This is a genomic window from Sphingomonas sp. PR090111-T3T-6A, assembly GCF_000383095.1.
Lineage (GTDB): Bacteria > Pseudomonadota > Alphaproteobacteria > Sphingomonadales > Sphingomonadaceae > Solisphingomonas.
The window spans coordinates 257,873-282,592 of record NZ_AORL01000022.1 but is presented as its reverse complement, the minus strand read 5'-3'; the positions used below and the strand labels follow the sequence as shown (position 1 = coordinate 282,592).

General features: G+C 68.2%; 32 protein-coding genes. 17 read left to right on the top strand and 15 right to left on the bottom strand.

Annotated features, from left to right (window positions below; translation table 11 throughout):
- Entirely contained in the window at positions 1 to 678 is a 678-nt protein-coding gene (locus ST3T6A_RS0117245; RefSeq protein WP_019834206.1) for a YggS family pyridoxal phosphate-dependent enzyme, read from the top strand.
- Positions 679 to 682: 4 nt separating this feature from the next.
- Here ST3T6A_RS0117245 and ST3T6A_RS0117240 read toward each other — a convergent pair whose 3' ends face one another.
- From ST3T6A_RS0117240 to hemE, 4 genes are all read right to left on the bottom strand, one after another.
- Positions 683 to 1,306, bottom strand: coding sequence for a YjbE family putative metal transport protein (locus tag ST3T6A_RS0117240; protein WP_019834205.1), 624 nt, complete (start codon positions 1,304 to 1,306; stop codon positions 683 to 685).
- Between the two features lie 24 nt (positions 1,307 to 1,330).
- Positions 1,331 to 2,587, bottom strand: coding sequence for a transcription termination factor Rho (gene rho, locus ST3T6A_RS0117235; RefSeq protein ID WP_019834204.1), 1,257 nt, complete (start codon positions 2,585 to 2,587; stop codon positions 1,331 to 1,333).
- 191 nt (positions 2,588 to 2,778) lie between these two features.
- Positions 2,779 to 3,225, bottom strand: coding sequence for a CopD family protein (locus ST3T6A_RS0117230; RefSeq protein WP_019834203.1), 447 nt, complete (start codon positions 3,223 to 3,225; stop codon positions 2,779 to 2,781).
- The gene (hemE, locus tag ST3T6A_RS0117225) at positions 3,225 to 4,265 is read right to left on the bottom strand and encodes a uroporphyrinogen decarboxylase (protein WP_019834202.1); all 1,041 of its coding nucleotides are present in this window, start codon (positions 4,263 to 4,265) and stop codon (positions 3,225 to 3,227) included. The genes ST3T6A_RS0117230 and hemE overlap by 1 nt, the downstream gene beginning before the upstream one ends.
- Positions 4,266 to 4,584: 319 nt before the next feature.
- Here hemE and ST3T6A_RS0117220 point away from each other — a divergent pair, with 319 nt between their 5' ends.
- The 11 genes from ST3T6A_RS0117220 to ST3T6A_RS0117170 all read left to right on the top strand — a co-directional run bounded on the left by ST3T6A_RS0117220 (position 4,585) and on the right by ST3T6A_RS0117170 (position 11,469).
- Positions 4,585 to 5,409 (top strand): pyruvate, water dikinase regulatory protein, encoded by an 825-nt coding sequence (locus ST3T6A_RS0117220; protein WP_019834201.1) that lies wholly within the window; start codon positions 4,585 to 4,587, stop codon positions 5,407 to 5,409.
- Positions 5,406 to 6,002: a Maf family protein gene (locus tag ST3T6A_RS0117215; RefSeq protein ID WP_019834200.1), complete on the top strand. Its 597-nt coding sequence runs from the start codon at positions 5,406 to 5,408 to the stop codon at positions 6,000 to 6,002. The genes ST3T6A_RS0117220 and ST3T6A_RS0117215 overlap by 4 nt, the downstream gene beginning before the upstream one ends.
- Positions 5,999 to 6,853 carry a shikimate dehydrogenase family protein gene (locus tag ST3T6A_RS0117210; protein ID WP_019834199.1) on the top strand — a complete coding sequence of 285 codons (855 nt, stop codon included), beginning with the start codon at positions 5,999 to 6,001 and terminating at the stop codon, positions 6,851 to 6,853. The genes ST3T6A_RS0117215 and ST3T6A_RS0117210 overlap by 4 nt, the downstream gene beginning before the upstream one ends.
- Complete coding sequence (gene coaE / locus ST3T6A_RS0117205) at positions 6,850 to 7,464, top strand: dephospho-CoA kinase (RefSeq protein ID WP_019834198.1); 615 nt, start codon at positions 6,850 to 6,852, stop codon at positions 7,462 to 7,464. The genes ST3T6A_RS0117210 and coaE overlap by 4 nt, the downstream gene beginning before the upstream one ends.
- Complete coding sequence (gene dnaQ / locus ST3T6A_RS0117200) at positions 7,452 to 8,186, top strand: DNA polymerase III subunit epsilon (RefSeq protein WP_019834197.1); 735 nt, start codon at positions 7,452 to 7,454, stop codon at positions 8,184 to 8,186. Before coaE ends, dnaQ begins: the two co-directional genes overlap by 13 nt.
- A 29-nt stretch (positions 8,187 to 8,215) precedes the next feature.
- A complete protein-coding gene (hpf, locus tag ST3T6A_RS0117195) occupies positions 8,216 to 8,797 on the top strand; it encodes a ribosome hibernation-promoting factor, HPF/YfiA family (protein WP_019834196.1) in 582 nt (193 codons plus the stop codon).
- 17 nt (positions 8,798 to 8,814) lie between these two features.
- Complete coding sequence (locus ST3T6A_RS0117190) at positions 8,815 to 9,282, top strand: PTS sugar transporter subunit IIA (RefSeq protein WP_019834195.1); 468 nt, start codon at positions 8,815 to 8,817, stop codon at positions 9,280 to 9,282.
- On the top strand, positions 9,279 to 9,761 hold the full coding sequence (locus ST3T6A_RS0117185) for a PaaI family thioesterase (protein WP_019834194.1): 483 nt from the start codon (positions 9,279 to 9,281) through the stop codon (positions 9,759 to 9,761). Before ST3T6A_RS0117190 ends, ST3T6A_RS0117185 begins: the two co-directional genes overlap by 4 nt.
- Entirely contained in the window at positions 9,758 to 10,099 is a 342-nt protein-coding gene (locus tag ST3T6A_RS0117180) for a DUF1491 family protein (RefSeq protein ID WP_019834193.1), read from the top strand. Before ST3T6A_RS0117185 ends, ST3T6A_RS0117180 begins: the two co-directional genes overlap by 4 nt.
- Positions 10,100 to 10,375: 276 nt before the next feature.
- Positions 10,376 to 10,936, top strand: a complete 561-nt coding sequence (locus tag ST3T6A_RS0117175) for a cell wall hydrolase (RefSeq protein WP_157602953.1) — start codon at positions 10,376 to 10,378, stop codon at positions 10,934 to 10,936.
- Between the two features lie 41 nt (positions 10,937 to 10,977).
- Entirely contained in the window at positions 10,978 to 11,469 is a 492-nt protein-coding gene (locus ST3T6A_RS0117170; RefSeq protein WP_019834191.1) for an MmcB family DNA repair protein, read from the top strand.
- 18 nt (positions 11,470 to 11,487) lie between these two features.
- Here the strand turns inward: ST3T6A_RS0117170 and ST3T6A_RS0117165 are convergent, their stop codons facing one another.
- The gene (locus ST3T6A_RS0117165) at positions 11,488 to 12,102 is read right to left on the bottom strand and encodes an ankyrin repeat domain-containing protein (protein WP_083937572.1); all 615 of its coding nucleotides are present in this window, start codon (positions 12,100 to 12,102) and stop codon (positions 11,488 to 11,490) included.
- 77 nt (positions 12,103 to 12,179) lie between these two features.
- On the opposite strand from ST3T6A_RS0117165, the gene ST3T6A_RS0117160 reads away from it, so the two are divergent.
- Genes ST3T6A_RS0117160 through ST3T6A_RS0117150 form a run of 3 tightly spaced genes read left to right on the top strand, consistent with a single transcriptional unit; the run spans position 12,180 to position 13,932 of the window.
- Positions 12,180 to 12,788 (top strand): SCO family protein, encoded by a 609-nt coding sequence (locus ST3T6A_RS0117160; RefSeq protein ID WP_019834189.1) that lies wholly within the window; start codon positions 12,180 to 12,182, stop codon positions 12,786 to 12,788.
- A gap of 3 nt (positions 12,789 to 12,791) precedes the next feature.
- Positions 12,792 to 13,235, top strand: coding sequence for a YcgN family cysteine cluster protein (locus ST3T6A_RS0117155; RefSeq protein WP_019834188.1), 444 nt, complete (start codon positions 12,792 to 12,794; stop codon positions 13,233 to 13,235).
- Positions 13,225 to 13,932: a M48 family metallopeptidase gene (locus ST3T6A_RS0117150; protein ID WP_019834187.1), complete on the top strand. Its 708-nt coding sequence runs from the start codon at positions 13,225 to 13,227 to the stop codon at positions 13,930 to 13,932. Before ST3T6A_RS0117155 ends, ST3T6A_RS0117150 begins: the two co-directional genes overlap by 11 nt.
- Here the strand turns inward: ST3T6A_RS0117150 and ST3T6A_RS20500 are convergent.
- From ST3T6A_RS20500 to argH, 7 genes are read right to left on the bottom strand one after another with little or no spacing between them, the layout of a single operon-like run.
- On the bottom strand, positions 13,908 to 16,121 hold the full coding sequence (locus ST3T6A_RS20500) for a PBP1A family penicillin-binding protein (RefSeq protein WP_083937570.1): 2,214 nt from the start codon (positions 16,119 to 16,121) through the stop codon (positions 13,908 to 13,910). The genes ST3T6A_RS0117150 and ST3T6A_RS20500 overlap by 25 nt on opposite strands.
- A gap of 52 nt (positions 16,122 to 16,173) precedes the next feature.
- On the bottom strand, positions 16,174 to 16,575 hold the full coding sequence (gene msrB, locus ST3T6A_RS0117140; protein WP_019834185.1) for a peptide-methionine (R)-S-oxide reductase MsrB: 402 nt from the start codon (positions 16,573 to 16,575) through the stop codon (positions 16,174 to 16,176).
- 32 nt (positions 16,576 to 16,607) lie between these two features.
- A complete protein-coding gene (locus ST3T6A_RS0117135; RefSeq protein WP_019834184.1) occupies positions 16,608 to 17,372 on the bottom strand; it encodes a precorrin-2 dehydrogenase/sirohydrochlorin ferrochelatase family protein in 765 nt (254 codons plus the stop codon).
- A 57-nt stretch (positions 17,373 to 17,429) separates the two neighbouring features.
- Positions 17,430 to 18,290 carry a UTP--glucose-1-phosphate uridylyltransferase GalU gene (gene galU, locus ST3T6A_RS0117130; RefSeq protein ID WP_019834183.1) on the bottom strand — a complete coding sequence of 287 codons (861 nt, stop codon included), beginning with the start codon at positions 18,288 to 18,290 and terminating at the stop codon, positions 17,430 to 17,432.
- Positions 18,290 to 19,582: a diaminopimelate decarboxylase gene (gene lysA / locus ST3T6A_RS0117125; protein WP_019834182.1), complete on the bottom strand. Its 1,293-nt coding sequence runs from the start codon at positions 19,580 to 19,582 to the stop codon at positions 18,290 to 18,292. Before lysA ends, galU begins: the two co-directional genes overlap by 1 nt.
- A 12-nt stretch (positions 19,583 to 19,594) precedes the next feature.
- Complete coding sequence (locus ST3T6A_RS0117120; RefSeq protein ID WP_019834181.1) at positions 19,595 to 19,840, bottom strand: hypothetical protein; 246 nt, start codon at positions 19,838 to 19,840, stop codon at positions 19,595 to 19,597.
- A complete protein-coding gene (gene argH, locus ST3T6A_RS0117115; protein ID WP_019834180.1) occupies positions 19,837 to 21,213 on the bottom strand; it encodes an argininosuccinate lyase in 1,377 nt (458 codons plus the stop codon). The genes ST3T6A_RS0117120 and argH overlap by 4 nt, the downstream gene beginning before the upstream one ends.
- Before the next feature lie 61 nt (positions 21,214 to 21,274).
- Between argH and ST3T6A_RS0117110 the strand changes: the two genes are divergently transcribed.
- The gene (locus ST3T6A_RS0117110) at positions 21,275 to 21,823 is read left to right on the top strand and encodes a TlpA family protein disulfide reductase (protein WP_051103485.1); all 549 of its coding nucleotides are present in this window, start codon (positions 21,275 to 21,277) and stop codon (positions 21,821 to 21,823) included.
- A 61-nt stretch (positions 21,824 to 21,884) separates the two neighbouring features.
- The gene (locus tag ST3T6A_RS0117105; RefSeq protein WP_019834178.1) at positions 21,885 to 22,409 is read left to right on the top strand and encodes a hypothetical protein; all 525 of its coding nucleotides are present in this window, start codon (positions 21,885 to 21,887) and stop codon (positions 22,407 to 22,409) included.
- A gap of 2 nt (positions 22,410 to 22,411) precedes the next feature.
- Here the strand turns inward: ST3T6A_RS0117105 and ST3T6A_RS0117100 are convergent, their stop codons facing one another.
- Genes ST3T6A_RS0117100 through ST3T6A_RS0117090 form a run of 3 tightly spaced genes read right to left on the bottom strand, consistent with a single transcriptional unit; the run spans position 22,412 to position 24,683 of the window.
- Complete coding sequence (locus ST3T6A_RS0117100) at positions 22,412 to 23,176, bottom strand: glutaminyl-peptide cyclotransferase (RefSeq protein ID WP_019834177.1); 765 nt, start codon at positions 23,174 to 23,176, stop codon at positions 22,412 to 22,414.
- The gene (gene dapD, locus ST3T6A_RS0117095; RefSeq protein WP_019834176.1) at positions 23,176 to 24,015 is read right to left on the bottom strand and encodes a 2,3,4,5-tetrahydropyridine-2,6-dicarboxylate N-succinyltransferase; all 840 of its coding nucleotides are present in this window, start codon (positions 24,013 to 24,015) and stop codon (positions 23,176 to 23,178) included. Before dapD ends, ST3T6A_RS0117100 begins: the two co-directional genes overlap by 1 nt.
- The gene (locus ST3T6A_RS0117090) at positions 24,012 to 24,683 is read right to left on the bottom strand and encodes a pyrimidine 5'-nucleotidase (RefSeq protein WP_019834175.1); all 672 of its coding nucleotides are present in this window, start codon (positions 24,681 to 24,683) and stop codon (positions 24,012 to 24,014) included. The genes dapD and ST3T6A_RS0117090 overlap by 4 nt, the downstream gene beginning before the upstream one ends.
- Positions 24,684 to 24,720 lie beyond the last annotated feature (37 nt).

Below are 24,720 nucleotides of genomic sequence, written 5' to 3'. Positions count from 1 at the left end.
ATGCCCGAAATCGAAGCTCTCGACGCGGCGGGCCGCCTCGCCGCCATCCGCGACCATATCGCCCATGCCGCGGCCCTTGGCGGCCGCCCGGCCGATGCGGCCACGCTGATCGCCGTCTCCAAGACGGTGCCGGCCGAGCGCATCCTCCCGCTGCTGGAGGCCGGCCAGCGCGATTATGGCGAGAACCGCGTGCAGGAGGCGCAGGCCAAATGGCCCGAGCTGCGCACGCGTTTCCCCGACGTCCGCCTCCATCTCGTCGGCCAGCTCCAGTCCAACAAGGCGGCCGATGCGGTCGCACTGTTCGACGCGATCCATTCGGTCGACCGTTCCTCGCTGGTGACTGCGCTCGCCAAGGCGATGGAGATGCAGGGGCGACGGCCGGACTGCTTCGTTCAGGTCAATATCGGCGACGAGGAGCAGAAGGGCGGCGTCGCGATCGCCGAGCTCCCGGCGTTGCTCGACGAAGCGCGCGCCGCGGGGCTTCCGATTGTCGGGCTGATGGCGGTGCCGCCGGCCGATACCGAGCCCGCGCCCTATTTCGCGCTGCTCGCCAAGCTGGCGAAGGAGCATGGCCTGTCGCAACTCAGCATGGGCATGTCGGGCGACTATGAGACGGCGGCACTGATCGGCGCCACCCATATCCGCGTCGGCACCGCGCTGTTCGGCGCGCGCCGCTAAAGCCTCAGCGCAGCAGGCCGATCATGCCGATGTCGGGATCGGCGAAACCCTCCCAGATCATCCGCCCCGCCACCCACAGGATCACCGCCAGCCCCAGATACGCGATCCAGCGATGGCGCTCGATGAACCCCGCGATCAGGTTCGCGGCGACCGCCATCAGCGCCACCGAGCCCGCCAGTCCGAGGAAGAGCACGGTGGGATGCTCCCGCGCAGCGCCGGCCACGCCCAGCACATTGTCGAGGCTCATCGACAGATCGGCCAGCGCCACCTGAAGAACCGCGTCACGGAAGCCGCGAACGGGCCTGGTGGCGTCTTTGCCTTCCTCCTCCTGCCCGGAGGAGCGCAGCTCCCGGAACAGCTTCCACGCCACCCAGAGCAGCAAGAGCCCGCCTGCGAACAGCAGGCCGATGATCCTGAGGAGCTGCGTCGCCACAAGGGCGAAGGCGATCCGGCAGACCAGCGCGACGCCGACGCCGATCGCCAGCACCTTGTGCCGCTGTTCAGGCGACAGCCTCGCCACCAGCGTGCCCAGCACGACAACATTGTCGCCGGCGAGCATCAGGTCGATCGCCAGCACCTGCACCAGCGCCGCCAGCCCGCCGGCGGTAAGGATGTCGGAAAAATCCATGACCGGGCGAACGCCGCCCCGGTCTTACTGGTTCATCGAGTCGAAGAAGTCCTCGTTGGTCTTCGAGTCCTTCATCTTGTCGAGCAGGAACTCCATCGCGTCGGTGGTGCCCATCTGCATGAGGATGCGGCGCAGCACCCACATCTTCGACAGCTTCGACTTCTCGACCAGCAGCTCCTCCTTGCGGGTGCCGGACTTGCCGACATCCATCGCCGGGAAGATGCGCTTGTCGGCCACCTTGCGGTCAAGGACGATTTCCGAGTTGCCGGTGCCCTTGAACTCTTCGAAGATCACCTCGTCCATGCGGCTGCCGGTGTCGATGAGCGCCGTCGCGATGATCGAGAGCGAGCCGCCTTCCTCAATGTTGCGCGCCGCGCCGAAGAAGCGCTTCGGGCGCTGGAGGGCGTTGGCATCGACACCGCCGGTCAGCACCTTGCCCGACGAGGGGACGACGGTGTTGTAAGCGCGGCCGAGGCGGGTGATCGAGTCCAGGAGGATCACCACGTCCTTCTTGTGCTCGACGAGGCGCTTGGCCTTCTCGATCACCATCTCGGCGACCTGGACGTGGCGCTGGGCGGGCTCGTCGAAGGTCGAGGAGATGACCTCACCCTTCACCGAACGCTGCATATCGGTGACTTCTTCCGGGCGCTCGTCGATGAGCAGCACGATCAGGAAGACTTCGGGATGGTTGTCGGTGATCGCCTTCGCCATGTTCTGGAGAAGCACGGTCTTGCCCACGCGCGGCGGGGCGACGATCAGCGAGCGCTGGCCCTTGCCCTGCGGGGCGACGATGTCGATCACGCGGGCCGAACGATCCTTCACGGTCGGATCGAGCGTGTCGAGGTTGAGCTTCCGCTCCGGATAGAGCGGCGTCAGATTGTCGAAATTGACGCGATGGCGGACCACGTCCGGATCGTCGAAGTTGATCGAGATGAGGCGGGTCAGCGCGAAATAGCGCTCGCCGTCCTTGGGCGCGCGGATCTCGCCTTCCACCGTGTCGCCGGTGCGCAGGCCGAACTTCCGGACCTGGTTCGGCGAGACGTAGATATCGTCCGGACCGGCCAGATAATTGGCCTCGGGGCTGCGCAAGAAGCCGAAGCCGTCCGGCAGCACCTCGATCGTGCCGAGGCCCATGATCTGGTCGCCCTGCTCGGCCTGCTCCTTGAGGATGGCGAACAGCAGATCCTGCTTGCGCATCGTGGACGCGCCCTCGACACCGAGCTCCTCGGCCATGCTCACCAGCTCGGCGGGGGACGTCTTCTTGAGGTCTTTGAGATGCATGGGTGCCTTGAGGATCCTGATGGAGAGGCTTCGCGACGGTCTTGGGACGGGGCGGGAACGCCGATGTCGGGAATGGAGGTCAGCGCGAACGGCGACCGGCCTTGAATCGGCGGTTACGGCGCAGGCGGATTCAAGTCAAGCAGCAGCGGATGAGTCATGCACATGGCACGCCCATCCGCTAAGATTCCGGTTCAGAACGGCTTCACGATCACGAGGATGACGATCAGCGCCGTGGCGATGCCCGGCACCTCGTTCGCCAGGCGGAGCGATCTGTCGGATTCAGGCCGGAAGCCGCGCGCGATCTTCTTGGCCGCGCCCACCGCCCAGCCATGATAGGCCGACAGCAGCAGCACCAGCAGCAGCTTCATGTGGAACCAGCCCATCTGGAACGCGCCGATATCGAGCGCGAGGCTGAGCCCCAGCAGCCAGACAAGAATCATCGATGGATTGAGGATGATCGACCGCAGACGGCGGACGCGCTCCACCCAGGCGAGATCTTCCGCCGAGCCGGGCACGGTCGACACCTGATAGATCAGGAATCGCGGCAGCATGAACAGCCCGGAGATCCAGAAGATCACGAAGATCAGGTGCGCGGCCTTCACCCAGGGATAGAGCGCGGGATCGATAAAACCTGCCATCACGCCCTCACCAGCTCCAGCAGTCGTTCGACATGATCGACGGGCACCTGCGGCAGGATGCCGTGGCCCAGATTGAACACATGCGGGCGGGCCGCGAAGGCTTGGCCGATGCGTCGCACCGCGTTCTCCAATGCCTCGCCACCGGCCAGCAGCGCAAGCGGATCGAGATTACCCTGCACCGGAAGGCCCGGCGGCAGCACGCTGTCGGCCCAGAGCGGATCGACCGTCTCGTCGAGACCCAGCGCATCCACCATCGTGCCCTCGGCATAGGCCACGAGCTTTCCGCCCGCGCCCTTCGGAAAGCCGATCACCGGCACGCCGGGGCGACGCGTTTTCACGGCGCGCACGATCGTCCGCGTCGGCTCGATCACCCAGCGTTCGAACTGATCGGGAGCGAGGCTGCCGGCCCAGCTCTCGAAGATCTGCACGGCGTGGACGCCCGCATCGATCTGGCCGCACAGATAGTCGACCGTGATCTCGACGATACGCTCGATCAGCTCGGCGAAAGCGTGCGGTTCGCGATACGCCATGATCCGGGCTGCGGCATGATCCTTCGAGCCCTCGCCGGCGACCATGTAGGTTGCGACCGTCCATGGCGCGCCCGCGAAGCCGAGGAAGGTGGTGTGGGCGGGGAGGGCCGCGGCGACCCGGCGCACGGTTTCATACACAGGGTCCAGCCGCTCTGGCTGGGGGACCAGCGACGACAGGGAAGCCTGGGTCAGGGGAGGATCGAGACGGGGGCCTTCACCGGCCGTGAAGCTCAGATGCTGACCCATCGCATGGGGGATGACGAGGATGTCCGAGAACAGGATCGCCCCGTCGAAGCCGAAGCGCCGGATCGGCTGAAGGGTCACTTCGGCGGCGGAGTCCGGATCGTAGCAGAGATCGAGGAAGCCCCCCTTTTGGGCGCGAAGTTCCCGATATTCCGGGAGATATCGGCCGGCCTGACGCATGAGCCAGACGGGCGGAGGGTCTCGCCGCTCGCCCTGAAGCACCGCGAGAAGAGGGCGATCCGGTACGGACTCGCGGGTCGACTCCATAACTATCCTTTTTTGAATCTTGAGTCTGGGGAGGCAGTGGGGCCGCCGGAATCGGGGTTTATTCGCGACTCGCTCGATTCGCCAACATGAGTCCGATTCAGCGACTCGTGAATGAGTCACGAGTCGCAATGATTCCCCCCCGTTATCCACAGGTGGGGGAAAAGACTCGAACGCTGTGGGCGAATCCGTCGGCCGGTTTCGAGTCACGGGGGCGAATCGTTCGAATCGGATCGCCCGCCGACTTGTCGCCAGAAGACTCTCATGTTTATCCACAGCCTTTGCCCCACAGGCATCGAACGAGAGGACGAAACCGGCCGCGATGACGCGATTGCATCTCCATCTTTTGTCGGACTCGACGGGGGAAACGCTCGAGACGGTGGCCAAGGCGGGCCTCGCCCAATTCGAGGGAGTCGAGGCGGTCAAGCATTTCTGGCCGATGGTGCGATCGGAGGGGCATCTCGACCGCGTGCTCCTCGAAATCGCTGCGAAGCCGGGGCTGGTGATCTACACCCTGGTCAACTCGACGGTGCGCAAGCGACTGGAGTCCCGCTGCCATGGCCTCGGGCTCCATGCGGTGTCGGCGCTCGATCCGGTGATCGACGCGCTCTCGCGGCTGCTCGGCAAGGAGACGATCAGCCGGCCGGGCGGGCAGCACGCGCTCGACGCCGCCTATTTCGATCGCGTCGAGGCGATCCACTATACGATCGCGCATGACGACGGCATCGCATCGGATGATTGGGAGGAGGCGGACATCGTGCTCGCGGGCGTGTCTCGCTCGTCGAAGACGCCGACGTCGATCTATCTCGCCAATCGCGGCTATCGCGTCGCCAACATCCCGCTGGTGATCGAGAGCCCACCGCCGCCGATCCTGTTCAACCTCAAGCGGCCGCTGGTCGTGGGCCTCACCACCAGCCAGGACCGGCTGATCCAGATCCGCCGCAACCGGCTGCTCTCGCTCAATGAAACGACGACGACGCCTTATGTCGACGAGGAGCGGGTGGCGCGCGAGATCGCTTATGCTAGGCGCATGTTCTCCGACCATGGCTGGCCGGTGATCGACGTCACGCGGCGCTCGATCGAGGAGACGGCCGCGGCGATCATCAACCTCGTCGCCGAGCGGCGCGAACAACAGGCGCAGGCATGACCATCATTCTCGCATCGGGGAGCGCGTCGCGACGCGCCATGCTGGAGGCCGCCGGCGTGGGCTTCGAGATCGTCCGCCCGCAGGTGGACGAGGATGCCGCGAAGGACGCCCTGAAGGCGGAGGGAATCGAGGCGCGTGGCCTCGTCGATGCGCTCGCAGAGCTGAAGGCGCTGGCGGTGTCGCGGCGGACGCCGGGGCGGATCGTGATCGGGAGCGACTCCACGGTGGCGCTCGCCGACGGCGCGATGCTCGACAAGCCCGACACGCGCGAGCGCGCGGCGGAGCAGCTCCGCCTGATGCGCGGCGGCACGCACAGGCTGGTGAGCGCCGTGGTGGCTGCGCGCGACGGCGTTCCGGTGTGGCGGCATGTCGATGTGGCGAAGCTCCATGTCCGCGATTTCTCGGACGCTTTTCTGGAGACCTATCTCGATGCCGAATGGCCGGCGATTGCCGGCTGCGTCGGCTGCTTCCGCATCGAGGGGCCGGGCGTGCAGCTCTTCTCGAAGGTCGAGGGGAGCCAGTTCACCATTCTCGGGATGCCGCTGATGCCGTTGCTCGGCTGGCTGCGCGATGTCGGCGAGATGCCGGCATGAACGCTCCCTATGCCGAGGTGATCGGCGATCCGATCGCCCAGTCCAAGTCGCCTGTCATCCATGGCTTCTGGCTGAAGACGCTGGGGCTTCCCGGCGATTATCGCCGCGAGCTCGTCCATCGCGAGGGGCTTGCCGATTATCTCGCAGACCGCCGCACCGATCCGGACTGGCGCGGCTGCAACGTCACCATGCCGCACAAGCAGGCGATCATCCCGCTGCTCGACCAGCTCGAGCCTTCGGCCGAGCGGATCGGCGCGGTCAACACCGTGGTGCGCGGCGCGGACGGCACGCTGACGGGCCATAACACCGATGCATCCGGCTTTCTCGAACCGCTCCGGCCGTGGCTGCGGCGCCGGCACCTGTTCCGTATGGCGCGCGTCCTCGGCACCGGCGGGGCCGCGCGCGCGATCATCACCGCGCTGGCGGGGGAGGGTTTCACGCTGGTCCTCGCCGGCCGTGACACCGAGAAGGCGCGGGCGTTGCTCGATGAACTGGCACCCGGCGACCATCATGTCGCGCCGCTCGGCCATTTTGCCGACGTGACCGATTTCCCCTTCGACGACCGCGCCGGCTGCCTCGATCTCATTGTCAACGCGACCGCGCTCGGCATGGCCGGCCAGCCGCCGCTCGCCTTCGATCTCAGCCACGCCCCGCCGGGCAGCATCGTCTACGACATCGTCACCGCTCCGCCGGAGACGCCTTTGCTCGCCGCGGCGCGCGCGCGCGGGATGCCGACCGTCGACGGACTGGAAATGCTGATCGGGCAGGCGGACGCCGCCTTCCGCCTCTTCTTCGGCGCTGCGCCGCCGCGCGGCGAGGATGCGGCGCTCCGGGCGCTGCTGACGGCATGATCCTGATCGGGCTCACCGGCTCGATCGGCATGGGCAAGTCCACGGTGGCGGGCATGTTCCGCGCGGCCGGCGTTCCGGTGTTCGATGCCGACGCGACCGTGCACCGTCTTCAGGGGCCGGGCGGCGCGCTGTTGCCCGCGATCGAGGCAGCCTTTCCGGGGACGACTGGCCCCAGGGGCGTCGATCGCGCCGCGCTTGGCCGGGCCGTGTTCGGCAATCGCGCCGCGCTCCGGCGGCTGGAGGCGATCGTGCACCCCGCCGTCGCACGGGCGCGGGCCGACTTCCTCCGCCGTCATCGCGCGCACCGGATCGTGGTCGACGACGTGCCGCTGCTGTTCGAGACGGGCGGCGACCGGCGGGTGGATGCGGTGGTGGTGGTTTCCGCGCCTGCCTGGGTGCAGCGCCGCCGCGTGCTCGCACGGCCGGGCATGACGCAGGCTCGCTTCGCCGATATTCTCGCCCGCCAGATGCCCGCCGCGGAGAAGCGCCGCCGCGCCGATTTCGTGCTGCCCACGGGTGTCACCCGCGTCGAGACGCGCGCAAAGCTCTTTTCGCTGATCGCTTGCTTACGGGCGCATGGAATCCGATATTGTCGTTCATGCGTGAGATAGTCTTCGACACCGAAACAACCGGGCTCAGCCCAGCGAATGGGGACCGGCTGGTCGAGATAGGCTGCATCGAGCTGAGCAACCGGGTCGAGACGGGCCGCACCTTCCACGCCTATTTCCATCCCGATCGCGACATGCCGGCCGAGGCCGAGCGGGTCCATGGCCTGTCGATCGCCTTCCTCTCCGACAAGCCGCGTTTCGCCGAGACGGTGGATGCGCTGCTCGAGTTCATCGGCGATGCGCCGCTGGTGGCGCACAATGCCGCCTTCGACTTCGGCTTCCTCAATGCCGAGCTGACGATGTGCGGGCGAGACACCGTGTCGATGGACCGCATGGTCGACACGCTGGTGATGGCGCGCACCCGCCATCCGGGTGCGAAGCACAGCCTCGATGCGCTCTGCTCGCGTTACGGCATCGATCGCAGCCATCGCGTCAAGCATGGCGCTCTGCTCGACGCCCAGCTTCTGGCGCAGCTCTATGTCGAGCTGAGCGGGGGGCGGCAGATCGGGCTCGGCCTGCTCGACGCGGCGCCTGCGGCGGCGGCCGTCGAGATCCTGGCGGGGGGAGCGGACGCCTCGATGGCGGTCGCGCGGGCCCGCCCGCCGCGTCCGCATCAGGCGAGCGCCGCCGAGCTGGAGCGGCACGAGGCGTTCGTCGCAACATTGGTGAATCCCGTCTGGGCCACGATCGGCCAGACGGTTGACGCGTCGGGTGGGCAGGCATAGCCCGCCCGCAAATAGAAGGAGGACGAGACATGGACATCCGCGTTTCCGGCCATCAGGTCGACACCGGCGAGGCTCTTCGTGAGCATGTCTCGGATCGGCTCGGCTCCATCGCGGACAAATATTTCGCCCGCGCGATCTCGGCGACGGCCACGTTCGGCTCCGGGCCGCACGACAATGGCTTCAGCTGCGACATCATCGCCCATGTCATGCAGGGCGTGGTGCTGAAGGCGTCCGGCTCGGGCATGGAGGCGCATCCCGCCTTCGACGAGGCTGCCGGCAAGATCGAGAAGCAGCTCCGTCGCTATGTGAAGCGGCTGAAGGGGCGGAGCGGCAACGGCCAGACCGGCGACATCGATGGCGGCATCGACGCCAATGCCGGCTACACCGTCTTCGAACTGGTGGACGAGGAAGAGCCGATCGATCATCCGCTGGTGATCGCCGAAACCCGCGTCGATATCCCCGATGCGACGGTATCCGATGCGGTGATGATGCTCGACTTGCGTAACACCAACGCGCTACTGTTCCGCAATTCGGGTACGGGAGCGTTCAATATGGTCTATCGCCGGGGAGACGGGACGATCGGGTGGGTCGAACCGAACCGGGGGGCCTGATCGCGCGTTAATTCACAGTGGACGATTTCAGCGATATCCTGCCTCCCGAGGCCGTCTTCCATGATCTGGCGGCGGCCTCGAAAAAGGCTTTGTTCCAGACTCTCGCCAATCTGGCGGCGGAGAGGCTCGGCCTCGATGCGCGCCAGGTTGGCGAGCGGCTGGCCGAACGCGAGCGGCTGGGCTCCACCGGTTTCGGCGGCGGCGTCGCCATTCCGCATGGCAAGATCGACGATCTCGGCCATGTCGTGGCGCTGTTCGCCAAGCTGCCCCAGCCGATCGAGTTCGCCGCGATCGACGGGATGCCTGTCGATCTGGTCTTCCTGCTGCTCTCGCCGCCGGACGCGGGCGCCGACCACCTCAAGGCGCTGGCGCGGGTGAGCCGCAGGCTCCGGGACCGGGCTTTCGTCGCCAAGCTGCGCGGCGCGGGATCGGCCGACGCGCTCTACGCCCTGTTCGCCGACAGCCAGACCCGCGACGCCGCGTGACCGGAGCCCCTGACACGCCCGCGGGCGAGCGCGCGCATTTCGCCGCGCTGGAATCGCTCTATGCGGCCGCGCCCATCAACAAGCTGTTCGCATCCCGCCTCGAAATCCCGGAAGCCGGCGTCACCCGCATCCATTTCGACGTGGACGAGCGTTTCTATCACGCCGCCGGGGCGGCGCACGGCACCATCTATTTCAAGATGCTGGACGATGCGGCCTTCTATGCGGCGAACAGCCTGGTCAGCGATCGCTTCGTGCTGACCACCGCGTTCAACCTCCTCCTGACCCGCCCGATCAAGGCGGGCCCCGCGGTGGCGGAAGGACGGTGGGTGAGTGGCCGGCGGCGCGTGCTGGTGGCCGATGCGCGCCTGCTCGATTCCACGGGCGAGGAAGTGTCGCGCGGTACGGGCACCTTCATGCGCTCGCATTTCCCGCTGTCCTCGCTGCCCGGCTACGCCAGCGCCTCCGCCCCGAAAGGATGAGCGCGCGCCTCGCCGCGCGGGTGGAGGTGTCCGCCCTGATCCGTCGAGTGGAAGGGGAGGGCGGTCATGCCGCCGTATTGCGGCGGGGCGATCCGGAAGCCGGCGCGATCCTGCTGCTGCTGGCCGAGCGCGGCGCCCCTAAAATGCTGCTCGAGCGGCTTCTTGACCCAAAAGGGGACTATCGCTGGTCGCCGACAGGTCCGCACGACTTGACGAAAAAAGAGGAACTTTCGGGCTATATTGAGCGTCGGCGCAGGTTCGACAGCGATCTTTGGATCGTGGAACTGGATGTCGCAGGAGTCGAACGGTTCGCCGCTGGAATGATCTCGACGGGTTGACGGCGGGCCTCCGCCCCGCGAAAGAGGCTGCACATTTTGATAACGGCGGTCGCCTGCGTTTCCAGGGCAGCCCCCGTAGTCGGGAGATTGACACCGTCCCAGCGTATCCTTGGGGGACGGAGCGTACGGTCTGCCGCATGTTCGCGGATCATAATGCGCACGTTTTCGCGCGCTGCCCTCGCGGTGGCGTCCCTTTTCTGCCTGCTTGGCACCCTGACCGTCGCGGCGCCGTCCTTCGCAGCCGAAGGCTCCGCCCCCCGGGGAACCGCCACAGTGATGCTGGCAGCGGTCACGGCTCCTCTTCTCGCCGTGGATGTGCGCTCTCTCGAAGCCCGCAATTCCGATTTCTCCACCGCCTCCTCGGCCGACATTCCCCTGGCGCCTCCGGCCCAGGCCGATGACCAGCAGGCCGCGGCCCCCACGCCCCAGAGCCTCGAAGACCTCGTGGCCGAGCGTGTCGCCAACACCACCGGCGACCAGCAGGGCGACTGCCTTGCCACTTCGGTCTATTTCGAAGCCAAGGGCGAGCCGCTGAACGGCCAGCTCGCCGTCGCGCAGACGATCATGAACCGCGCCGCCTCGGGCCGCTTCCCGGCTTCGGTGTGCGGCGTCGTGCGCCAGCCGGGCCAGTTCTCCTTCCTGCACAAGGGCTCGATGCCGACCCCGCCGCGCGCGAGCACGGCGTGGAAGCGCGCCGTGGCGATCGCGATGATCGCCCGAGACGGCCTGTGGAAGCAGGTGGCCCCCGATGCGCTCTTCTTCCACGCCCGCCGCGTTTCGCCGGGCTGGGGCAAGATCAAGGTCGCCTCGCTCGGCAACCACATCTTCTTCCGCTGATCGATCTTTCGTCCGTTCGCCTGATGTTCTAATCAGGCGGGATGGCGACTCCCGCTGAGCTTCCGACATGCCTCGCCGACGCCCCGCTGATCGCGGGCGACGTCGCGCGGGGCGTTTCGCGTCTCTTCTACCGGGCGGACTGGATGGCGCTGTGCGAGGTGCCGCTCGGCAATGGCCGCCGCGCCGACATTATGGCGATCGATGGCAAGGGTCTCGTCACCATCGTCGAGATCAAGGTGTCGCGGGCCGACCTGCTCGGCGACATGAAGTGGCCGGACTATCTCGATTATTGCGACCGCTTCTATTGGGCGCTGCCGACGGGCTTCGATCTCACGCCGCTGGAGGAGGCGGCATTCCGGCCCGATCTGGCGGGGCTGATCGTGGCGGACCGCTATGACGCGGCGATCCTGCGCGAGGCCGCGTGCCGTCCGTTGGCGGCGGCGCGGCGCAAGGCCGAGACGCTGCGCTTCGCCAGACGGGCGGCGCGGCGGATGATGGCGGGCCTCGACCCCGGCCTCGAAGGCGCGGACTGACGCCCGCGCCGTCCGACCTCAGTTCAGCGTGGGGCCGGAGACCTTCTTCTTCACGACCGGCTTGGCCTCTTCGAGTACCTTCAGGATCGCGGCCGAGCGGCCGTCCCGCTTGGCATAATCATAAGCCGACATGCCGGCGACATGATCGGTCTCCTTCGGGTCCGCGCCGTGGGAGACGAGCACGCGCACCGAAGCGAGGTCGTGCGTCTGAGTGGCGATGATGAGCGGCGTCTCGCCGCGATTGTTGGCGAGGTCCACCGAAGCGCCGACGTCGAGCAACTGCTGCTCGGCCTCGACGAACCCGATCTGCGCGGCGTCGAGCAGCGGGGTGTTGCCCTGATTGTCGCGCCCGTCCATCGCCGCGCCCTTGGCCAGCATGTAGCGCACCCACGCCATGTCGCGGCGCTTCACGACGATGTGCAGCGCATTCTCGCCCGTCTTGTCGTCACGCGAGAGGATCATGGTGTTGCCAGGCTTGTCGAGCGCGCTCTGAACCTTGTCGCCATCCCGGTCGCGCACCGCTTTGATAAAGCCGTATCCCAGGAGATCCTCGGCCAGGAGCGACGTGGGGAGGGCCGCCAGCGTGCCGGCCAAGATCAGCGCCCCGAATACGCGCCCTACACAACGCCCCATCGACCTCACTCCCTATCCGCGGGAAACGCCCGCCTTGCTTGCATCGCGCGCCATAGCAAAGCATGGCTGGCGTTGCCATGAATGTGCGTACCTCCTCCGTCGCCATCGCCGCCGCTTTTGCCCTGTCGCTGACGGCGCTCGCGGGCTGTTCCCGCCAACCCGCCGCCGAAACGCCGCCGCTGGCGGGCGCTCGGCTGGGAGGGCCTTTCGCGCTGGTCGATCAGGATGGCCGGACGGCCACCGACAAGAGCTTCGCCGGGCGCTACCGCGCGGTCTATTTCGGCTACAGCTTCTGCCCGGATGTCTGCCCGACGACGTTGCAGGTGCTGATGCAGGGCTATCGGAGCTTCGCCTCGGCCTCGCCGGGGGCGGCGGCCAGGCTGGCGCCCGTCTTCATCACGGTCGATCCCGAGCGCGACACGCCGGCGGTGCTCAAATCCTATGTCGCCGCTTTCGGCAAGCCACTGGTGGGGCTCACCGGCACGCCGGACGCGATCGCCGCCGCTGCCAAGGCCTATGGCGTTTATTATCATAAGCAGGCGACAGCAGCGGGCGCGAGCGGCTATCTTGTGGATCATAGCAGCCAGGTGATCCTGTTCGGCCCGGACGGCCAGCCCATCGCCCTGGTTCCGACCGATCAGGGCGCCAAGGCCGTCGCCGACACGTTCGCTGAGTGGGTACATTGAGTCATGGCCGTTCCGGCTGATCGTTTCTGGGAAACCAAGCGCCTCGAGGACATGACTCGGGACGAGTGGGAGTCGCTGTGCGACGGCTGCGGAAAATGCTGCCTGCACAAGCTGGAGGATGATGCGACGGGGGAGATCTACCCCACCAACGTCGCCTGCCGCCTGCTCGACCGGCGCGCCGGGCGCTGCAAGGATTACCGGCACCGCCATGCCTATGTCCCCGAATGCGTGCGGCTGAACCCGCGGACGCTGGCGACGATCGACTGGCTGCCCAGCACCTGCGCCTATCGCCTGCTCGCGGAAGGGCGGCCGCTGGAGGACTGGCATCCGCTGATCTCGGGCGATCCGGAATCGGTGCATCGCGCCGGCATCTCGGTGCGGGGATGGACGGTGTCCGAGGACGAGGCAGGCGATCTCGAACTGCATATCGTCGAGCGTGAACTCTGAGCCGATCTTCGTCGGCGGGGCGCTCCGCCGTCCGCTGATCGTGCGCCGTGTCGCGAGCGCGCGGCGCGTGCGGCTGGCGGTCGACCCGCGGGACGGCAGCGTGCGGCTCACCCTCCCACGCCGGGGATCGGAGCGTGCCGCCCGCCAGTGGGTGGAGGCGCATCGCGACTGGATCGAGGCGCAGCTCGCGCTCCTCCCGCAACCCCGGCCGATCGTCGCGGGCGGGCTCATCCCCTTTCGCGGGATGGAGAACCGGATCGACTGGTCGCCCGCTCACTCGCGCATCGTGAGACTGGAGGGCGACCGGCTGCTCGTCGGCGGCCCGGAGGAGGGCGTCGCCAAGCGGGTCATCGCCTGGGCGAAGCGCGAGGCGCTGCGCCAGCTCGAAGCGGAGACTCGCGAGGTGGCGGCGCGGGCCGGCGTCACGGTCGGGCGAGTCTCGATCGGCGATCCGCGCGCGCGTTGGGGGAGCTGCTCCTCGTCGGGGAATATCCGCTACGCGTGGCGGCTGATCCTGGCGCCGCCCTTCGTGCTCAGCTCGACGGTCGCGCATGAAGTCGCGCACCGGCTGCACATGGATCACTCGCCTGCCTTCCGCGCTGCCGAGGCCCGGCTGCTCGGCACCGATCCGGGGCCGGCGCGCGCCTGGCTCCGGGCGAACGGGGCGGGGCTTTACTGGATCGGCTGCGAGGGCTGACCGCCCCCACCACGCGGCGGAGGAGCCTTGCTGTTGCCGCGCCCGAGGACGCCGTCCAGCCAATGCTGGTCGAGCCGCTGCTGGGGCTGCTGCGGCGTGGGCGAGGGCGGCGGCGGGGGGCCGCGCCAGTCGTCGTCGGTGCTGGTGTCGGCGCCGCGATGGACCTGCACCGCCGGCTGACCCTGCGGAATGCCGCCATTGTCACCCGGCTGGGCGGGCAGACCGTCCGGCGACGCGCCCGGCTGGACCACCTGACCATCGGCGTCGATCGTGGGGATGCCGTTGTCGGGCTGGCCATAATAGGCCTCGTCGTCGGGCTCGAGCTGCCATTCGGGGAGCGTCACCGCCGTGTCGAACTGCTCGACCGGGCGCTTGGCGACGGCTTGCTTCATATAGTCGGCGAAGGCGCGCGCGGGCGCGCGGCCGCCATAGAGGCCGGGGTTGGGCCTGGCGTCGTCGCGGCCCATCCACACGCCCGTCGTGAGCCCCGAGGAGAAGCCGAGGAACCAGCCGTCCTTGTTGGACGAGGTGGTGCCCGTCTTGCCCGCCACCGGGCGGCCGATCTGCGCGGCGCGCGCCGTGCCGGTGTTGACCGCCGTCTGGAGCAGGTCGGTCATCTGCTGGGCCACCTGCGGCGCGACCAGCACGCGCGGTTCCGGCGGGGTGTGTTCGTAGAGCAGGCGACCCTCAGGGCCGACCACCTTGGTGATCGCATAAGGGATCACCACCGCGCCCTTGTTGTCGATCTCGGCGAAGGCGCGGGTCATGTCGATCAGGCGCACGTCCGAGGTGCCGAGCACCATCGAGGGATGCGTGTTGATCGGCGTGGTGATGCCGAAGCGGCGCGCCATGTCGGCCACTGTCTGGAAGCCCACCATCTGCCCGAGCTTCGCCGCCACCGTGTTGAGCGAGAAGGCGAAGGCGGTGCGGATGTTGATCTGGCCCGAATAATTGCGCTCGTCGTTGCGCGGGCTCCAGCCGTCGATGGTGACAGGTTCGTCGACGATCGCCTCGTCGGGCTTATGCCCGGCCTCGATCGCCGCCAGATAGACGAACAGCTTCCATGCCGAGCCCGGCTGGCGCTGCGCCTGCGTCGCGCGGTTGTAGATCGAGTTGATGTAGTCACGGCCGCCGACCATGGCGCGCACCGCGCCGTCGCGCTCCATCGAGACCAGCGCGCCCTGGAGGCCCGCCGGCGTATCCTGCTGGATCGCGCGGTCGGCCGAATTCTGCATGTTGATGTCGAGCGTGGTCCAGACGTCGAGCGGGTCGGTCTGGTCGTCGATCAGCGTGCTGAGCTGGGGCAGGGCCCAGTCGGTGAAATAGCGGACGCTGTTCTGCTTGCTGTCGGGCGCGAGCTTCACGGCGGAGGGATCGGCGGCGGCGGCCTCGACGCGGCTGATCTTGCCCGTCTCGACCATCGTGTCGAGCACGACCGAGGCGCGGCCGACGGCCGCCTGCACGTCGGCGGTGGGCGAATAGTTGGACGGTGCCTTGACGAGGCCGGCGATGATCGCGGCTTCGCCGAGGCTCAGATGATCCGCGCCGTGGCCGAAGAATTTGCGGCTTGCCGCATCGATGCCGTAGCTGCCGCCGCCGAAATAGACCTTGTTGAGGTACAGCTCGAGGATCTGGTCCTTCGAGAATTTCCGCTCCAGCGACAGGGCGACGATCGCTTCCTTGATCTTGCGGCTGAACGTGTACTTGTTGGTCAGGAAGATGTTGCGGGCGAGCTGCTGGGTGATGGTCGAGCCACCCTGTAGCCGCCGGCCTTCGCCGCGATGCCGGAAGCCGATCCACGCGCCGCGCACGATGCCGATCGGGTCGACGCCGGGATGCTCATAGAAGCGCCGGTCCTCCACCGAGACCATCGCGTCCTTCATCACCTGCGGGATCTGGTCCGCGCGCAGCCATTGGCCGTAGCTCGGGCCGATCGACACCAGCACGGTGCCGTCGACGGCGTGGACGCGGATCATCTGCCCGTTGGGCGACGATTTGAGCGCGTCGAAGCTCGGCAGCGAGGACATGGTGATGCCGATCGCCACCCCCAGCCCGATCAGCGCGAGCAGGGCCAGACCAGCGAAAATCTTGAGGGACGTGCGCAACGCTTTCACAAAGCCACTCCGTTGGCGGCGGCGGGGCTCGGGCGGCGGGGCCTGTCGGTTGGTGGGGCGTATCGGGCGAGCCATGCTTGTGCGCAGCGGTTAGCCCGTCCTGCGCGGCACGACAAGCGGTCTGCTGTCAGTTGCCGCCGTCGCCCTCAAAATCGAGCGAGGCCGAGTTGATGCAATAGCGCAGACCCGCCGGCCCCGGGCCGTCCGGGAAGACGTGGCCGAGATGCCCGCCGCAGCGCGCGCACCGCACCTCGGTGCGGACCATGCCATGGCTGGTGTCGACGCGCTCCTCGATCAGGGATTCGCCAGCCGGCGCGGTGAAGCTCGGCCAGCCGCAGCCGGAATCATATTTGGTGCCGCTGTCGAAAAGCTGCGTGCCGCAGCCGGCGCAGAGATACTCGCCGGTCTCGTGGTTGTTCCAGTAGCGGCCGGTGAAGGCGCGCTCGGTGCCGGCCTCGCGCAGCACATGATACTGCTCGGCGCTGAGGCGTTGGCGCCATTCGTCGTCGGTGAGGTGCATCTTCTCCATGGGCGGGAAAATGGGGAGGCGATCCCCGTCCGTCAATCGAGCGTCAAAAGGATCGTCACGCCGGCGGGGAGGTCTTCGGGCGGCGATCCGGCGATGCAGGCGGCGTCGGCGCGCACCCGGCGCAGGATCGCGGGCGGCACGCCGACGTCATGATAGACCCGATCCGCCTGACCCAGCCAGCGGGCCTCGGCGAGGGTCAGGTCGTCCGGATCGTCGGAGCGGAGCGCGATGCGGACGGTGACGGCCGGGCGTGGCGCATCGGGTGCGGCGAGCCAGCGTGCCACGGCGGTGGCCGGCACGTCGCCCAGCGGGTCGAGCGGCCCGCCGGGATCGAGCGCGGCGTCGATGGCGCGGCGGCGAGTGGTGGCATCGGGGAATTGCGCGCGGATCGCGCCACGGGCGCCGTGGAGCGCGTCTGCCAGCGCGCCGAGGCCGGAGGGGAGGAGCGCCTCCAGACGCTGCCGGAGCGCCTTGGCGAGCCCTGCGGAGGCCCCGCCCGTCCCGATCGCGACCAGCACCGGATCGCGGTCGACGATGGCGGGGAGGGTGAAGTCGCACAGCGCCGGCCGGTCGACCGCGTTGACGAGGATTCCGCGCGCCTTGAGCCGGGCCACGGCCGCTTCGGCCTCCGCATCCTCGTCGAGCGCGACGATGGCGAGGGCGGCGTTCCCGGCTTCATCGACGATCCGCGCACCCGCCCGTTCGAGCAGGCGGCGCTTGGCGTCGGCGGTATCGCCGGAACCGATCAGGATCACTGGCCGGCCTTCGAGGCGCAGGAAGACGGGGAGGCTGTGCATCGCCCGTCTTGTCGCCGGGAAGGGCGGCCTTGCCAAGCCGGCAGGCCGCCCCGTGATTCAGAGCCGGTCGATGAAGGCCTTCACCGCCGGGCCGACGTCGGCGCGTTCCAGCGCCAGCGCGATGTTCGCCTGGATGAAGCCGGCCTTGTCGCCGCAATCGTGGCGCACGCCGTCGAAGGTGACGCCATGGAACGGCATCTCGCCGATCATCCGCGCCATCGCGTCGGTGAGCTGGATTTCCCCGCCGGCGCCTTTCTCTTGGCTTTCGAGGACGCGCATCACCTCGGGCTGGAGGATGTAGCGGCCGACGATCGCGAGGTTGGAGGGCGCGGCCTCGGGCTTGGGCTTCTCGACCAGACCCTTCACCTCGGTCAACGCGCCGTCGCGCGTGCCCGGCGTGATGATGCCGTACTTGTCGGTATTCTCGTGCGCGACTTCCTGCGCGCAGATCATGTTGCCGCCGACCTTCTCATAGGCCTCGACCATCTGCTTCAGGCAGCCCGGCTTGCCGACCATGAAGTCGTCGGCGAGCAGCACGGCGAAGGGTTCGTCGCCGACGATGTCGCGCGCGCACCAGACGGCGTGGCCGAGGCCCATCGGCTCCTGCTGGCGGCAGTAGGCGATATTGCCGGGGGTGAGCCGCGTGCCTTCGAGAACGGTGAGCGACTTGCCGCGACCAGCCATGGTCGCTTCCAGCTCATAGGCGATATCGAAATGGTCCTCGATCGCGTGCTTGCCGCGGCCCGTGACGAAAATCATCTGCTCGATGCCGGCTTCCAGCGCCTCTTCCACCGCATATTGGATCAGCGGCTTGTCGACGACGGGCAGCATCTCCTTCGGCATCGCCTTGGTCGCAGGCAGAAATCTCGTGCCGAGGCCTCCCACTGGGAACACGGCCTTGCGCAGCTTGCGTACCATCAATCCTCCGTCGGTTCGTTGAGAGCCCACGCGGGAACGCTGTCGGCGGCGATCAGTGCCTCGATCTTCTGTCTTTTTCTCACCACCGCCCAACGGTCCCCCGATACCAGAACTTCGGGTGTGAGCGCGCGGCTGTTATAGGTGCTCGCCATGGTGGCCGCATAGGCTCCGGCTGTCATGAAGACGACACGCTCGCCTTCATCCACCCGATCCATGGAACGCTGCATCGCGAAGGTGTCCCCGGTCTCGCAAACCGGCCCGACGACGTTCGCCACGAATCGCTCGCCCGAGGGGCGGACGGCGCGGATGTCGTGCCAGGCGTCGTAGAGCGCGGGGCGCATCAGGTCGTTCATCGCGGCGTCGACGATGACGAACGGGGCCTGCGCGCCGGGCTTCACGCGGATGACGCTGGTGAGGAGAACGCCCGCATTGCCGACGATCAGCCGGCCCGGCTCGAACATCAGGCGGACATTCCACCCGGCGGTCGCGCGGCGCACCATCTCGCCATAGGCTGAGGGGGCCGGCGGTGCGGGCTTGGTCGGGTCGTAGGGAACGCCGAGACCGCCGCCGAGATCGGCGGTGCGGATGTCGTGGCCCGCCGCGCGGAGCGTCGCGATCAGCGCGCCGATGCGGCCGAAGGCGGTCTCCAGCGGGCCGAGGTCGGTGAGCTGGCTGCCGATATGGACGGCGACGCCCTGCACCACGAGACCGGGCAGCGCGGCGGCGCGCGCATAGGCGTCTGGCGCCAGATCATAGGCGATGCCGAACTTGTTCTCGGATCGGCCGGTCGAGATCTTGGCGTGGGTGCCGGCATCGACGTCCGGGTTCACGCGGAAGGCGACGCGGGCGGTGAGGCCGAGGTCGGCTGCGACCTTCGAGAGGGTGCGTGCCTCTTCCTCGGATTCGAGGTTGAACTGGCCGATGCCCTCCCGGAGCGCGAGGGCCATCTCGTCCGCCGTCTTGCCGACGCCGGAGAAGACGATCTTCTCGCCCGGAATGCCCGCTGCCCGAGCGCGCATCAGCTCGCCGCCCGAAACCACGTCGGCGCCGCAGCCGAGGCCCGCCAGCACCGACAGCACGGCGGCGTTGGGATTGGCCTTCACCGCGAAGGCGACGAGCGGCGCTTGGCCGTCATGCTCGAGACCCGCCAGCGCCTCGCGGAACACGCGGACATGGCGGCGGATGGTGGCCGCCGAATAGACATAGACGGGGGTGCCGACCGCATCCGCGATCGCGTCCAGCGGCACCTGCTCGGCGTGGAGGGCGCCGTCGTGAAGGTCGAAATGATCCATGGATTGTGAGTCTCAGCCGGGCGGGGGAAGGTCGAAACGGTCGGGTTCGAGCGGCTTGGATTTGGTCACCAGCTCGTCCTCGCGGGTCGGGCGGGCCTCGGTGCCGGGGTTGAGCAGGTCGTTCACGCCCGGCTGGCTCGCGGCGGTCGCCGATTTCTGCGGCAGCGTCCGGCCGTCGGCGGGGCGCAGCACGTTCTTCTTGCCGCAGCCCGCCAGCAGCGCCAGCGCCGCGAGCGCGAGGATCGCCGTTCGCTTCATGCTTCCGCCTCCAGCTTGGCACGCGCCTTGGCGACCGCTTCGCGCACGCGGTCCGGCGCGGTGCCGCCCTCGCTGGCGCGCGCGGCCACCGACGCATCGACCGACAGTGCCGCCTTCACGCCCTCGTCGATGCGGGCGTCGACCGCTTGCAATTCGTCGAGCGTCAGGTCGGAGAGGGCGCAACCCTTGCTCTCGGCGAGCTTCACCACGGTGCCGGTGATGTGGTGCGCCTCGCGGAAGGGCACGCCCGCCACGCGGACGAGCCGGTCCGCCAGATCGGTCGCGGTCGAGAAGCCGGCTTCGGCCGCGGCGCGCATCCGGTCGGTGCGGAAGGTGAGCGTCTCGATCATGCCGGTCATCGCCGCGATCGAGAGGGCGAGCAGGTCGTGCGCCTCGAAGACGGGCGGCTTGTCGTCCTGCATATCCTTCGAATAGGCGAGTGGCAGACCCTTCATCGTCACCATAAGCGCGGTGAGGCAGCCCATGATCCGGCCGGAGTGGCCGCGCACCAGCTCGGCGGCATCGGGATTGCGCTTCTGCGGCATGATCGACGAGCCGGTCGACCATTGATCGGGCAGCGCGACGAAGCCGAAGGGCTGCGAGGCCCAGAGCACGATCTCCTCGGCGAGGCGCGAGAGGTGCAGCGAGGCTTGGCTCGCCGCCATCAGATAATCGAGCGCGAAGTCGCGGTCCGACACCGAGTCCAGCGAATTGGCGGTCGGCCGGTCGAAGCCGAGCGCTTTGGCCGTCGCCTGTCGGTCGATCGGGAAGCCGGTGCCGGCGAGTGCCGCCGCACCCAGCGGCGACTCGTTCATGCGGACACGGGCATCGGCGAAGCGCGAGCGGTCGCGGCGGACCATCTCGTAATAGGCCATCAGATGATGGCCGAGCGTCACCGGCTGGGCGGCCTGAAGGTGTGTGAAGCCGGGCATGACGCTTTCCGCATGCTCGTCGGCCCGCGTCACCAGCGCACGCTGGAGCGCGGCGAGGCCGGCGTCGACCGAATCGATCGCATCGCGCACCCAGAGGCGGAAGTCGGTCGCGACCTGATCGTTGCGCGACCGCGCGGTGTGCAGGCGCCCCGCCGCCGGCCCGATCAGTTCGGCCAGACGACTCTCGGTCGCCATATGGATGTCTTCGAGCGCGAGATCGGCGGTGACGCCGGCTTCCGCATATTCGGCGGCCACGCGGTCGAGGCCGGCGTCGATCGCGGAGACGTCGTCGGCCGGGATGATCCCCTGCGCGCCCAGCATGGCGACATGGGCCTTGGAGCCGGCGATATCCTGCTTCCAGAGTCTCTTGTCGAACGGGATCGAGGCGTTAATTTCGCGCATCACCGCGGCCGGCCCTTCGGCGAAGCGCCCGCCCCACATCTGATTGGAGCCTGTCTTGCGCTCGTTGTCGGCCCGCTCGCTAATCGTTCTTCTCCCGCTCATGGTCGCCTTGGGAACCGCCGGCTGCGATAAGCCCAAGCCGTCGGCGGAGCAAGCAAGTGCCGCCGGGAATCAGGCCACGCCAGCCGCAACCCCGCTCGTCGAGACCAGCCGCGTCGACAACAGTCATAAGGGCGAAGCGATGCCGGGCATGCCCTTCGCCGCGCCCGGCGGGTCTCCGGCGACGCTGACCAGTTTCCGGGGCCATCCGGTGCTGGTCAATCTCTGGGCGACCTGGTGCGGACCGTGCGTCAAGGAATTGCCGGCGCTCGACGCGCTGGCGGCGCGTGAGACGGGCAAGCTCGCGGTGGTGGCGGTGAGCCAAGACATGGGCGGCGACGCGCAGGTCCAGCCCTTCTGGAAGAGCCGTGGGATGAAGGCGCTCACGCCTTATACCGACGCCAAGAACCAGCTGATGAGCGCGATGGCGGCCGCCGATCTGCCGACCACGATCCTCTACGACTCGAAGGGCAAGGAGGTCTGGCGCGTCAGCGGCGGCATGGACTGGACCAGCGAGGATGCGGCCAGGCTGATCGCGCAGGCCTCGTAACGGAGGCTTAACGGCGGGCGATCACAGTCCCCGGAGCCTTCATGCATCCGGGGGGGACGAGATGGCCGTGATTCCGTTGCTCGCGTTTCTCACCGTGGCGCCCGCGCCGCCGCTGATCATCACGACTCCGCTCGTCATGGCGCCGGCCACCGTGTCGTCGGCGGTGATGTCCCCGCCTTTCATCCGCACGACGGCGCCGCGCACCACCGAGACGATCGCGGTCCAGCTCCGCCATGGCGGGCGCGTGCTGTGGAGCGGCGATCTCAGCCGCGCGTCGGACGGCACCGCCAGCTTTTCGCAGCAGGTGCGGGAATCGCGCGCCTGCCCCGATGCCGATCCGCGGACCGGCACGATGGGGACGCGCTTCACCACCTTCTCGGTGTCGATCAATCCCGATTATCCGAACGGCGCAGACTCGGCGCGCGTGAGCATCGAGCGGACCGCGCCCTATGGCGACGACAAGGATTGCGGCGGGCGCGGTGCCAGCAGCACGGTGCGCCTCGAAAGCCGGGTCGATCTGCCGCAGGGCAAGCCGGTGACGCTGGAGGGCGAGGGTGGCCTCTCGGTGACGCTCACCCGCCGCTGAGATCAGCGCGCCGACGGCAGCCTGATCTGGAACAGCAGGGGCCAGTTCTTGCCCGTGACGAACAGGCGGTTGCCGGCCTTGTCATAGGCGATGCCGTTGGGCACGGCGTCCCGGTCGGTCGCGCCGACCCTGGCGGCGAGCGCGCTGATGTCGATCCAGCCCTTCACATGACCGGACGCCGGATCGATGCGCGCGATCGCGTTGGTCATCCAGATGTTGGCGAGGATCTCGCCATGGACATATTCCAGCTCGTTGACCTGGCGGATCGGCACGCCATCGGCGGTGACGGTCAGCGTGCGCACGACCTTCAGCGATTTGGGATCGAGGAAGCGCAGCACCGGCGTGCCGTCCGACAGGATGACGGCCTTGCCATCCTGCGTCATCGCCCAGCCTTCGCCGCTGTAGCGGAAGGTGCCGAGATGCCTGAATCCCCTGAGCGTCCAGCGCGAGCCGACACCGCCGTGCCAGATCACGCTGTAGAGCTGGTCTTTCCAGTCGACGATGCCCTCGCCGAAGATGCCCGGCGCCAGTGCCACGCTCTCGACCGTGCGGCCGGTGGCGAGGTCCACCTTGCGGATGAAGGACTGCCCCTCGCGCCCCGTGCTCTCGTAGAGGAAGCCGTCGCGGAACAGCAGGCCTTCGGTGAAAGCCCCCGTGTCGTGCGGATAGGTGCGGACCACCTCTGCCTGTTCGACCGGCAGCGCCGCCCGCGCCGCGAAGGGCGCGAGCGTCAGCAACAGGACAGCGAGCCGGCCGATGCGCCGCATCAGTCGCGGAGCAGCTCGTTGATGCCGGTCTTGGCGCGGGTCTGCGCGTCGACGCGCTTCACGATCACCGCGCAATAGAGCGACGGGCCGGGCGTGCCGTCGGCGAGCGGCTTGCCGGGGAGCGCGCCGGGCACGACCACCGAATAAGCCGGCACTTCGCCCACGAACACCTCGCCGGTGGCGCGATCGACGATCTTGGTGGACGCACCGAGATAGACGCCCATCGACAGCACCGCGCCCTCGCGGACGATGACACCCTCGGCGACTTCCGCGCGCGCGCCGATGAAGCACCCGTCCTCGATCACGACCGGGTTCGCCTGGAGCGGCTCCAGCACGCCGCCGATGCCGACGCCGCCCGACAGGTGGACGTTGCGGCCGATCTGCGCACAGGAGCCGACGGTCGCCCAGCTATCGACCATCGTGCCTTCGTCGACATGGGCGCCGATGTTCACGAAGCTCGGCATCAGCACCACGCCCTTGGCGATGAACGCGCCCCGGCGCGCGACCGCGCCCGGCACCGCGCGGAAGCCCGCGTCGCGGAAGGCGGCCTCGCCCCAGCCGGCGAACTTGCTCGGCACCTTGTCGAAGCCCGGCGCGCCCGCCGAGCCGCCGTCGATCACGGCGTTATCGTTGAGGCGGAAGGAGAGCAGCACCGCCTTCTTCAGCCACTGGTGGACGTGCCACTCGCCGTCGATCTTCTCGGCGACGCGGTAATGGCCGTTGTCGAGCCCGAGGATCGCGGCCTCCACTGCCTCGCGCACGGCGCCCTGCGTCTGGAAGTTGAGGCCGTCGCGGGCCTCCCAGGCTTCGTCGATGGTGCGGGCGAGATCGGCGGTCATTGGTCGTCCCCAAGCAGTGAATGGAGCCAGTCGGCGAGGTCGGTGATGTGGTGGTCCACATAGGATCGGTCGGCGTCGTGGCCCTGTTCCGATCCGTTGTCGAGCCACACGGTGGTCATGCCCAGCGCCTTGGCGGGCTTGAGATTGCGAGCCATGTCCTCGACGAACACGCTGGTCGCGGGGTCGACGCCGAGCCCGGCCACCATGGAGGCGTAGCTCGCCTCGTGCGGCTTGGGCTTGTAGGCGCTGGCGTGGATGTCGTGGATCGCCTCGAAGGTCTTCGACAGGCCGAGCCTCGCCAGCACGCGCTCCGCATAGGGCACATCGCCGTTGGTGAAGATCAGCTTGCGGCCCGGAAGCCGCGCGATCAGGCGGGCGAGGCGGGCGTCCTCGGCCAGCACGTCGAGATCGATGTCGTGGACGTCGGCGAGGTAGTGGTGCGGATCGACCTGATGCTCCAGCATGAGGCCGGCCATCGTCGTGCCATGCGCCTGAAAATAGCTCTTCTGGATGCGCCGCGCCTCGACGAGATCGTCGATCCCGAGCGTCTTGGCGACGTAAGCCGTCATCCTGACGTCCATCAGGCCGAACAGATCGGCGGACGCCGGATAGAGCGTGTTGTCGAGGTCGAAGATCCAGGCGCGGATATGGTCGAACGCGGGCGTCATGGGCGCACGGCCTAGCCGCGCCCGCGCCCCACGTCCA

Excerpts from the sequence above, each read along its gene's own strand:
- ST3T6A_RS0117245 (WP_019834206.1), top strand. The coding sequence starts at position 1 with ATGCCCGAAATCGAAGCTCTCGACGCGGCGGGCCGCCTCGCCGCCATC.
- ST3T6A_RS0117240 (WP_019834205.1), bottom strand. The coding sequence starts at position 1,306 with ATGGATTTTTCCGACATCCTTACCGCCGGCGGGCTGGCGGCGCTGGTG.
- rho (WP_019834204.1), bottom strand. The coding sequence starts at position 2,587 with ATGCATCTCAAAGACCTCAAGAAGACGTCCCCCGCCGAGCTGGTGAGC.
- ST3T6A_RS0117230 (WP_019834203.1), bottom strand. The coding sequence starts at position 3,225 with ATGGCAGGTTTTATCGATCCCGCGCTCTATCCCTGGGTGAAGGCCGCG.
- hemE (WP_019834202.1), bottom strand. The coding sequence starts at position 4,265 with ATGGAGTCGACCCGCGAGTCCGTACCGGATCGCCCTCTTCTCGCGGTG.
- ST3T6A_RS0117220 (WP_019834201.1), top strand. The coding sequence starts at position 4,585 with ATGACGCGATTGCATCTCCATCTTTTGTCGGACTCGACGGGGGAAACG.
- ST3T6A_RS0117215 (WP_019834200.1), top strand. The coding sequence starts at position 5,406 with ATGACCATCATTCTCGCATCGGGGAGCGCGTCGCGACGCGCCATGCTG.
- ST3T6A_RS0117210 (WP_019834199.1), top strand. The coding sequence starts at position 5,999 with ATGAACGCTCCCTATGCCGAGGTGATCGGCGATCCGATCGCCCAGTCC.
- coaE (WP_019834198.1), top strand. The coding sequence starts at position 6,850 with ATGATCCTGATCGGGCTCACCGGCTCGATCGGCATGGGCAAGTCCACG.
- dnaQ (WP_019834197.1), top strand. The coding sequence starts at position 7,452 with ATGCGTGAGATAGTCTTCGACACCGAAACAACCGGGCTCAGCCCAGCG.
- hpf (WP_019834196.1), top strand. The coding sequence starts at position 8,216 with ATGGACATCCGCGTTTCCGGCCATCAGGTCGACACCGGCGAGGCTCTT.
- ST3T6A_RS0117180 (WP_019834193.1), top strand. The coding sequence starts at position 9,758 with ATGAGCGCGCGCCTCGCCGCGCGGGTGGAGGTGTCCGCCCTGATCCGT.
- ST3T6A_RS0117175 (WP_157602953.1), top strand. The coding sequence starts at position 10,376 with ATGCTGGCAGCGGTCACGGCTCCTCTTCTCGCCGTGGATGTGCGCTCT.
- ST3T6A_RS0117170 (WP_019834191.1), top strand. The coding sequence starts at position 10,978 with ATGGCGACTCCCGCTGAGCTTCCGACATGCCTCGCCGACGCCCCGCTG.
- ST3T6A_RS0117165 (WP_083937572.1), bottom strand. The coding sequence starts at position 12,102 with ATGGGGCGTTGTGTAGGGCGCGTATTCGGGGCGCTGATCTTGGCCGGC.
- ST3T6A_RS0117160 (WP_019834189.1), top strand. The coding sequence starts at position 12,180 with ATGAATGTGCGTACCTCCTCCGTCGCCATCGCCGCCGCTTTTGCCCTG.
- ST3T6A_RS0117155 (WP_019834188.1), top strand. The coding sequence starts at position 12,792 with ATGGCCGTTCCGGCTGATCGTTTCTGGGAAACCAAGCGCCTCGAGGAC.
- ST3T6A_RS20500 (WP_083937570.1), bottom strand. The coding sequence starts at position 16,121 with ATGGCTCGCCCGATACGCCCCACCAACCGACAGGCCCCGCCGCCCGAG.
- msrB (WP_019834185.1), bottom strand. The coding sequence starts at position 16,575 with ATGGAGAAGATGCACCTCACCGACGACGAATGGCGCCAACGCCTCAGC.
- ST3T6A_RS0117135 (WP_019834184.1), bottom strand. The coding sequence starts at position 17,372 with ATGCACAGCCTCCCCGTCTTCCTGCGCCTCGAAGGCCGGCCAGTGATC.
- galU (WP_019834183.1), bottom strand. The coding sequence starts at position 18,290 with ATGGTACGCAAGCTGCGCAAGGCCGTGTTCCCAGTGGGAGGCCTCGGC.
- lysA (WP_019834182.1), bottom strand. The coding sequence starts at position 19,582 with ATGGATCATTTCGACCTTCACGACGGCGCCCTCCACGCCGAGCAGGTG.
- ST3T6A_RS0117120 (WP_019834181.1), bottom strand. The coding sequence starts at position 19,840 with ATGAAGCGAACGGCGATCCTCGCGCTCGCGGCGCTGGCGCTGCTGGCG.
- argH (WP_019834180.1), bottom strand. The coding sequence starts at position 21,213 with ATGTGGGGCGGGCGCTTCGCCGAAGGGCCGGCCGCGGTGATGCGCGAA.
- ST3T6A_RS0117110 (WP_051103485.1), top strand. The coding sequence starts at position 21,275 with ATGGTCGCCTTGGGAACCGCCGGCTGCGATAAGCCCAAGCCGTCGGCG.
- ST3T6A_RS0117105 (WP_019834178.1), top strand. The coding sequence starts at position 21,885 with ATGGCCGTGATTCCGTTGCTCGCGTTTCTCACCGTGGCGCCCGCGCCG.
- ST3T6A_RS0117100 (WP_019834177.1), bottom strand. The coding sequence starts at position 23,176 with ATGCGGCGCATCGGCCGGCTCGCTGTCCTGTTGCTGACGCTCGCGCCC.
- dapD (WP_019834176.1), bottom strand. The coding sequence starts at position 24,015 with ATGACCGCCGATCTCGCCCGCACCATCGACGAAGCCTGGGAGGCCCGC.
- ST3T6A_RS0117090 (WP_019834175.1), bottom strand. The coding sequence starts at position 24,683 with ATGACGCCCGCGTTCGACCATATCCGCGCCTGGATCTTCGACCTCGAC.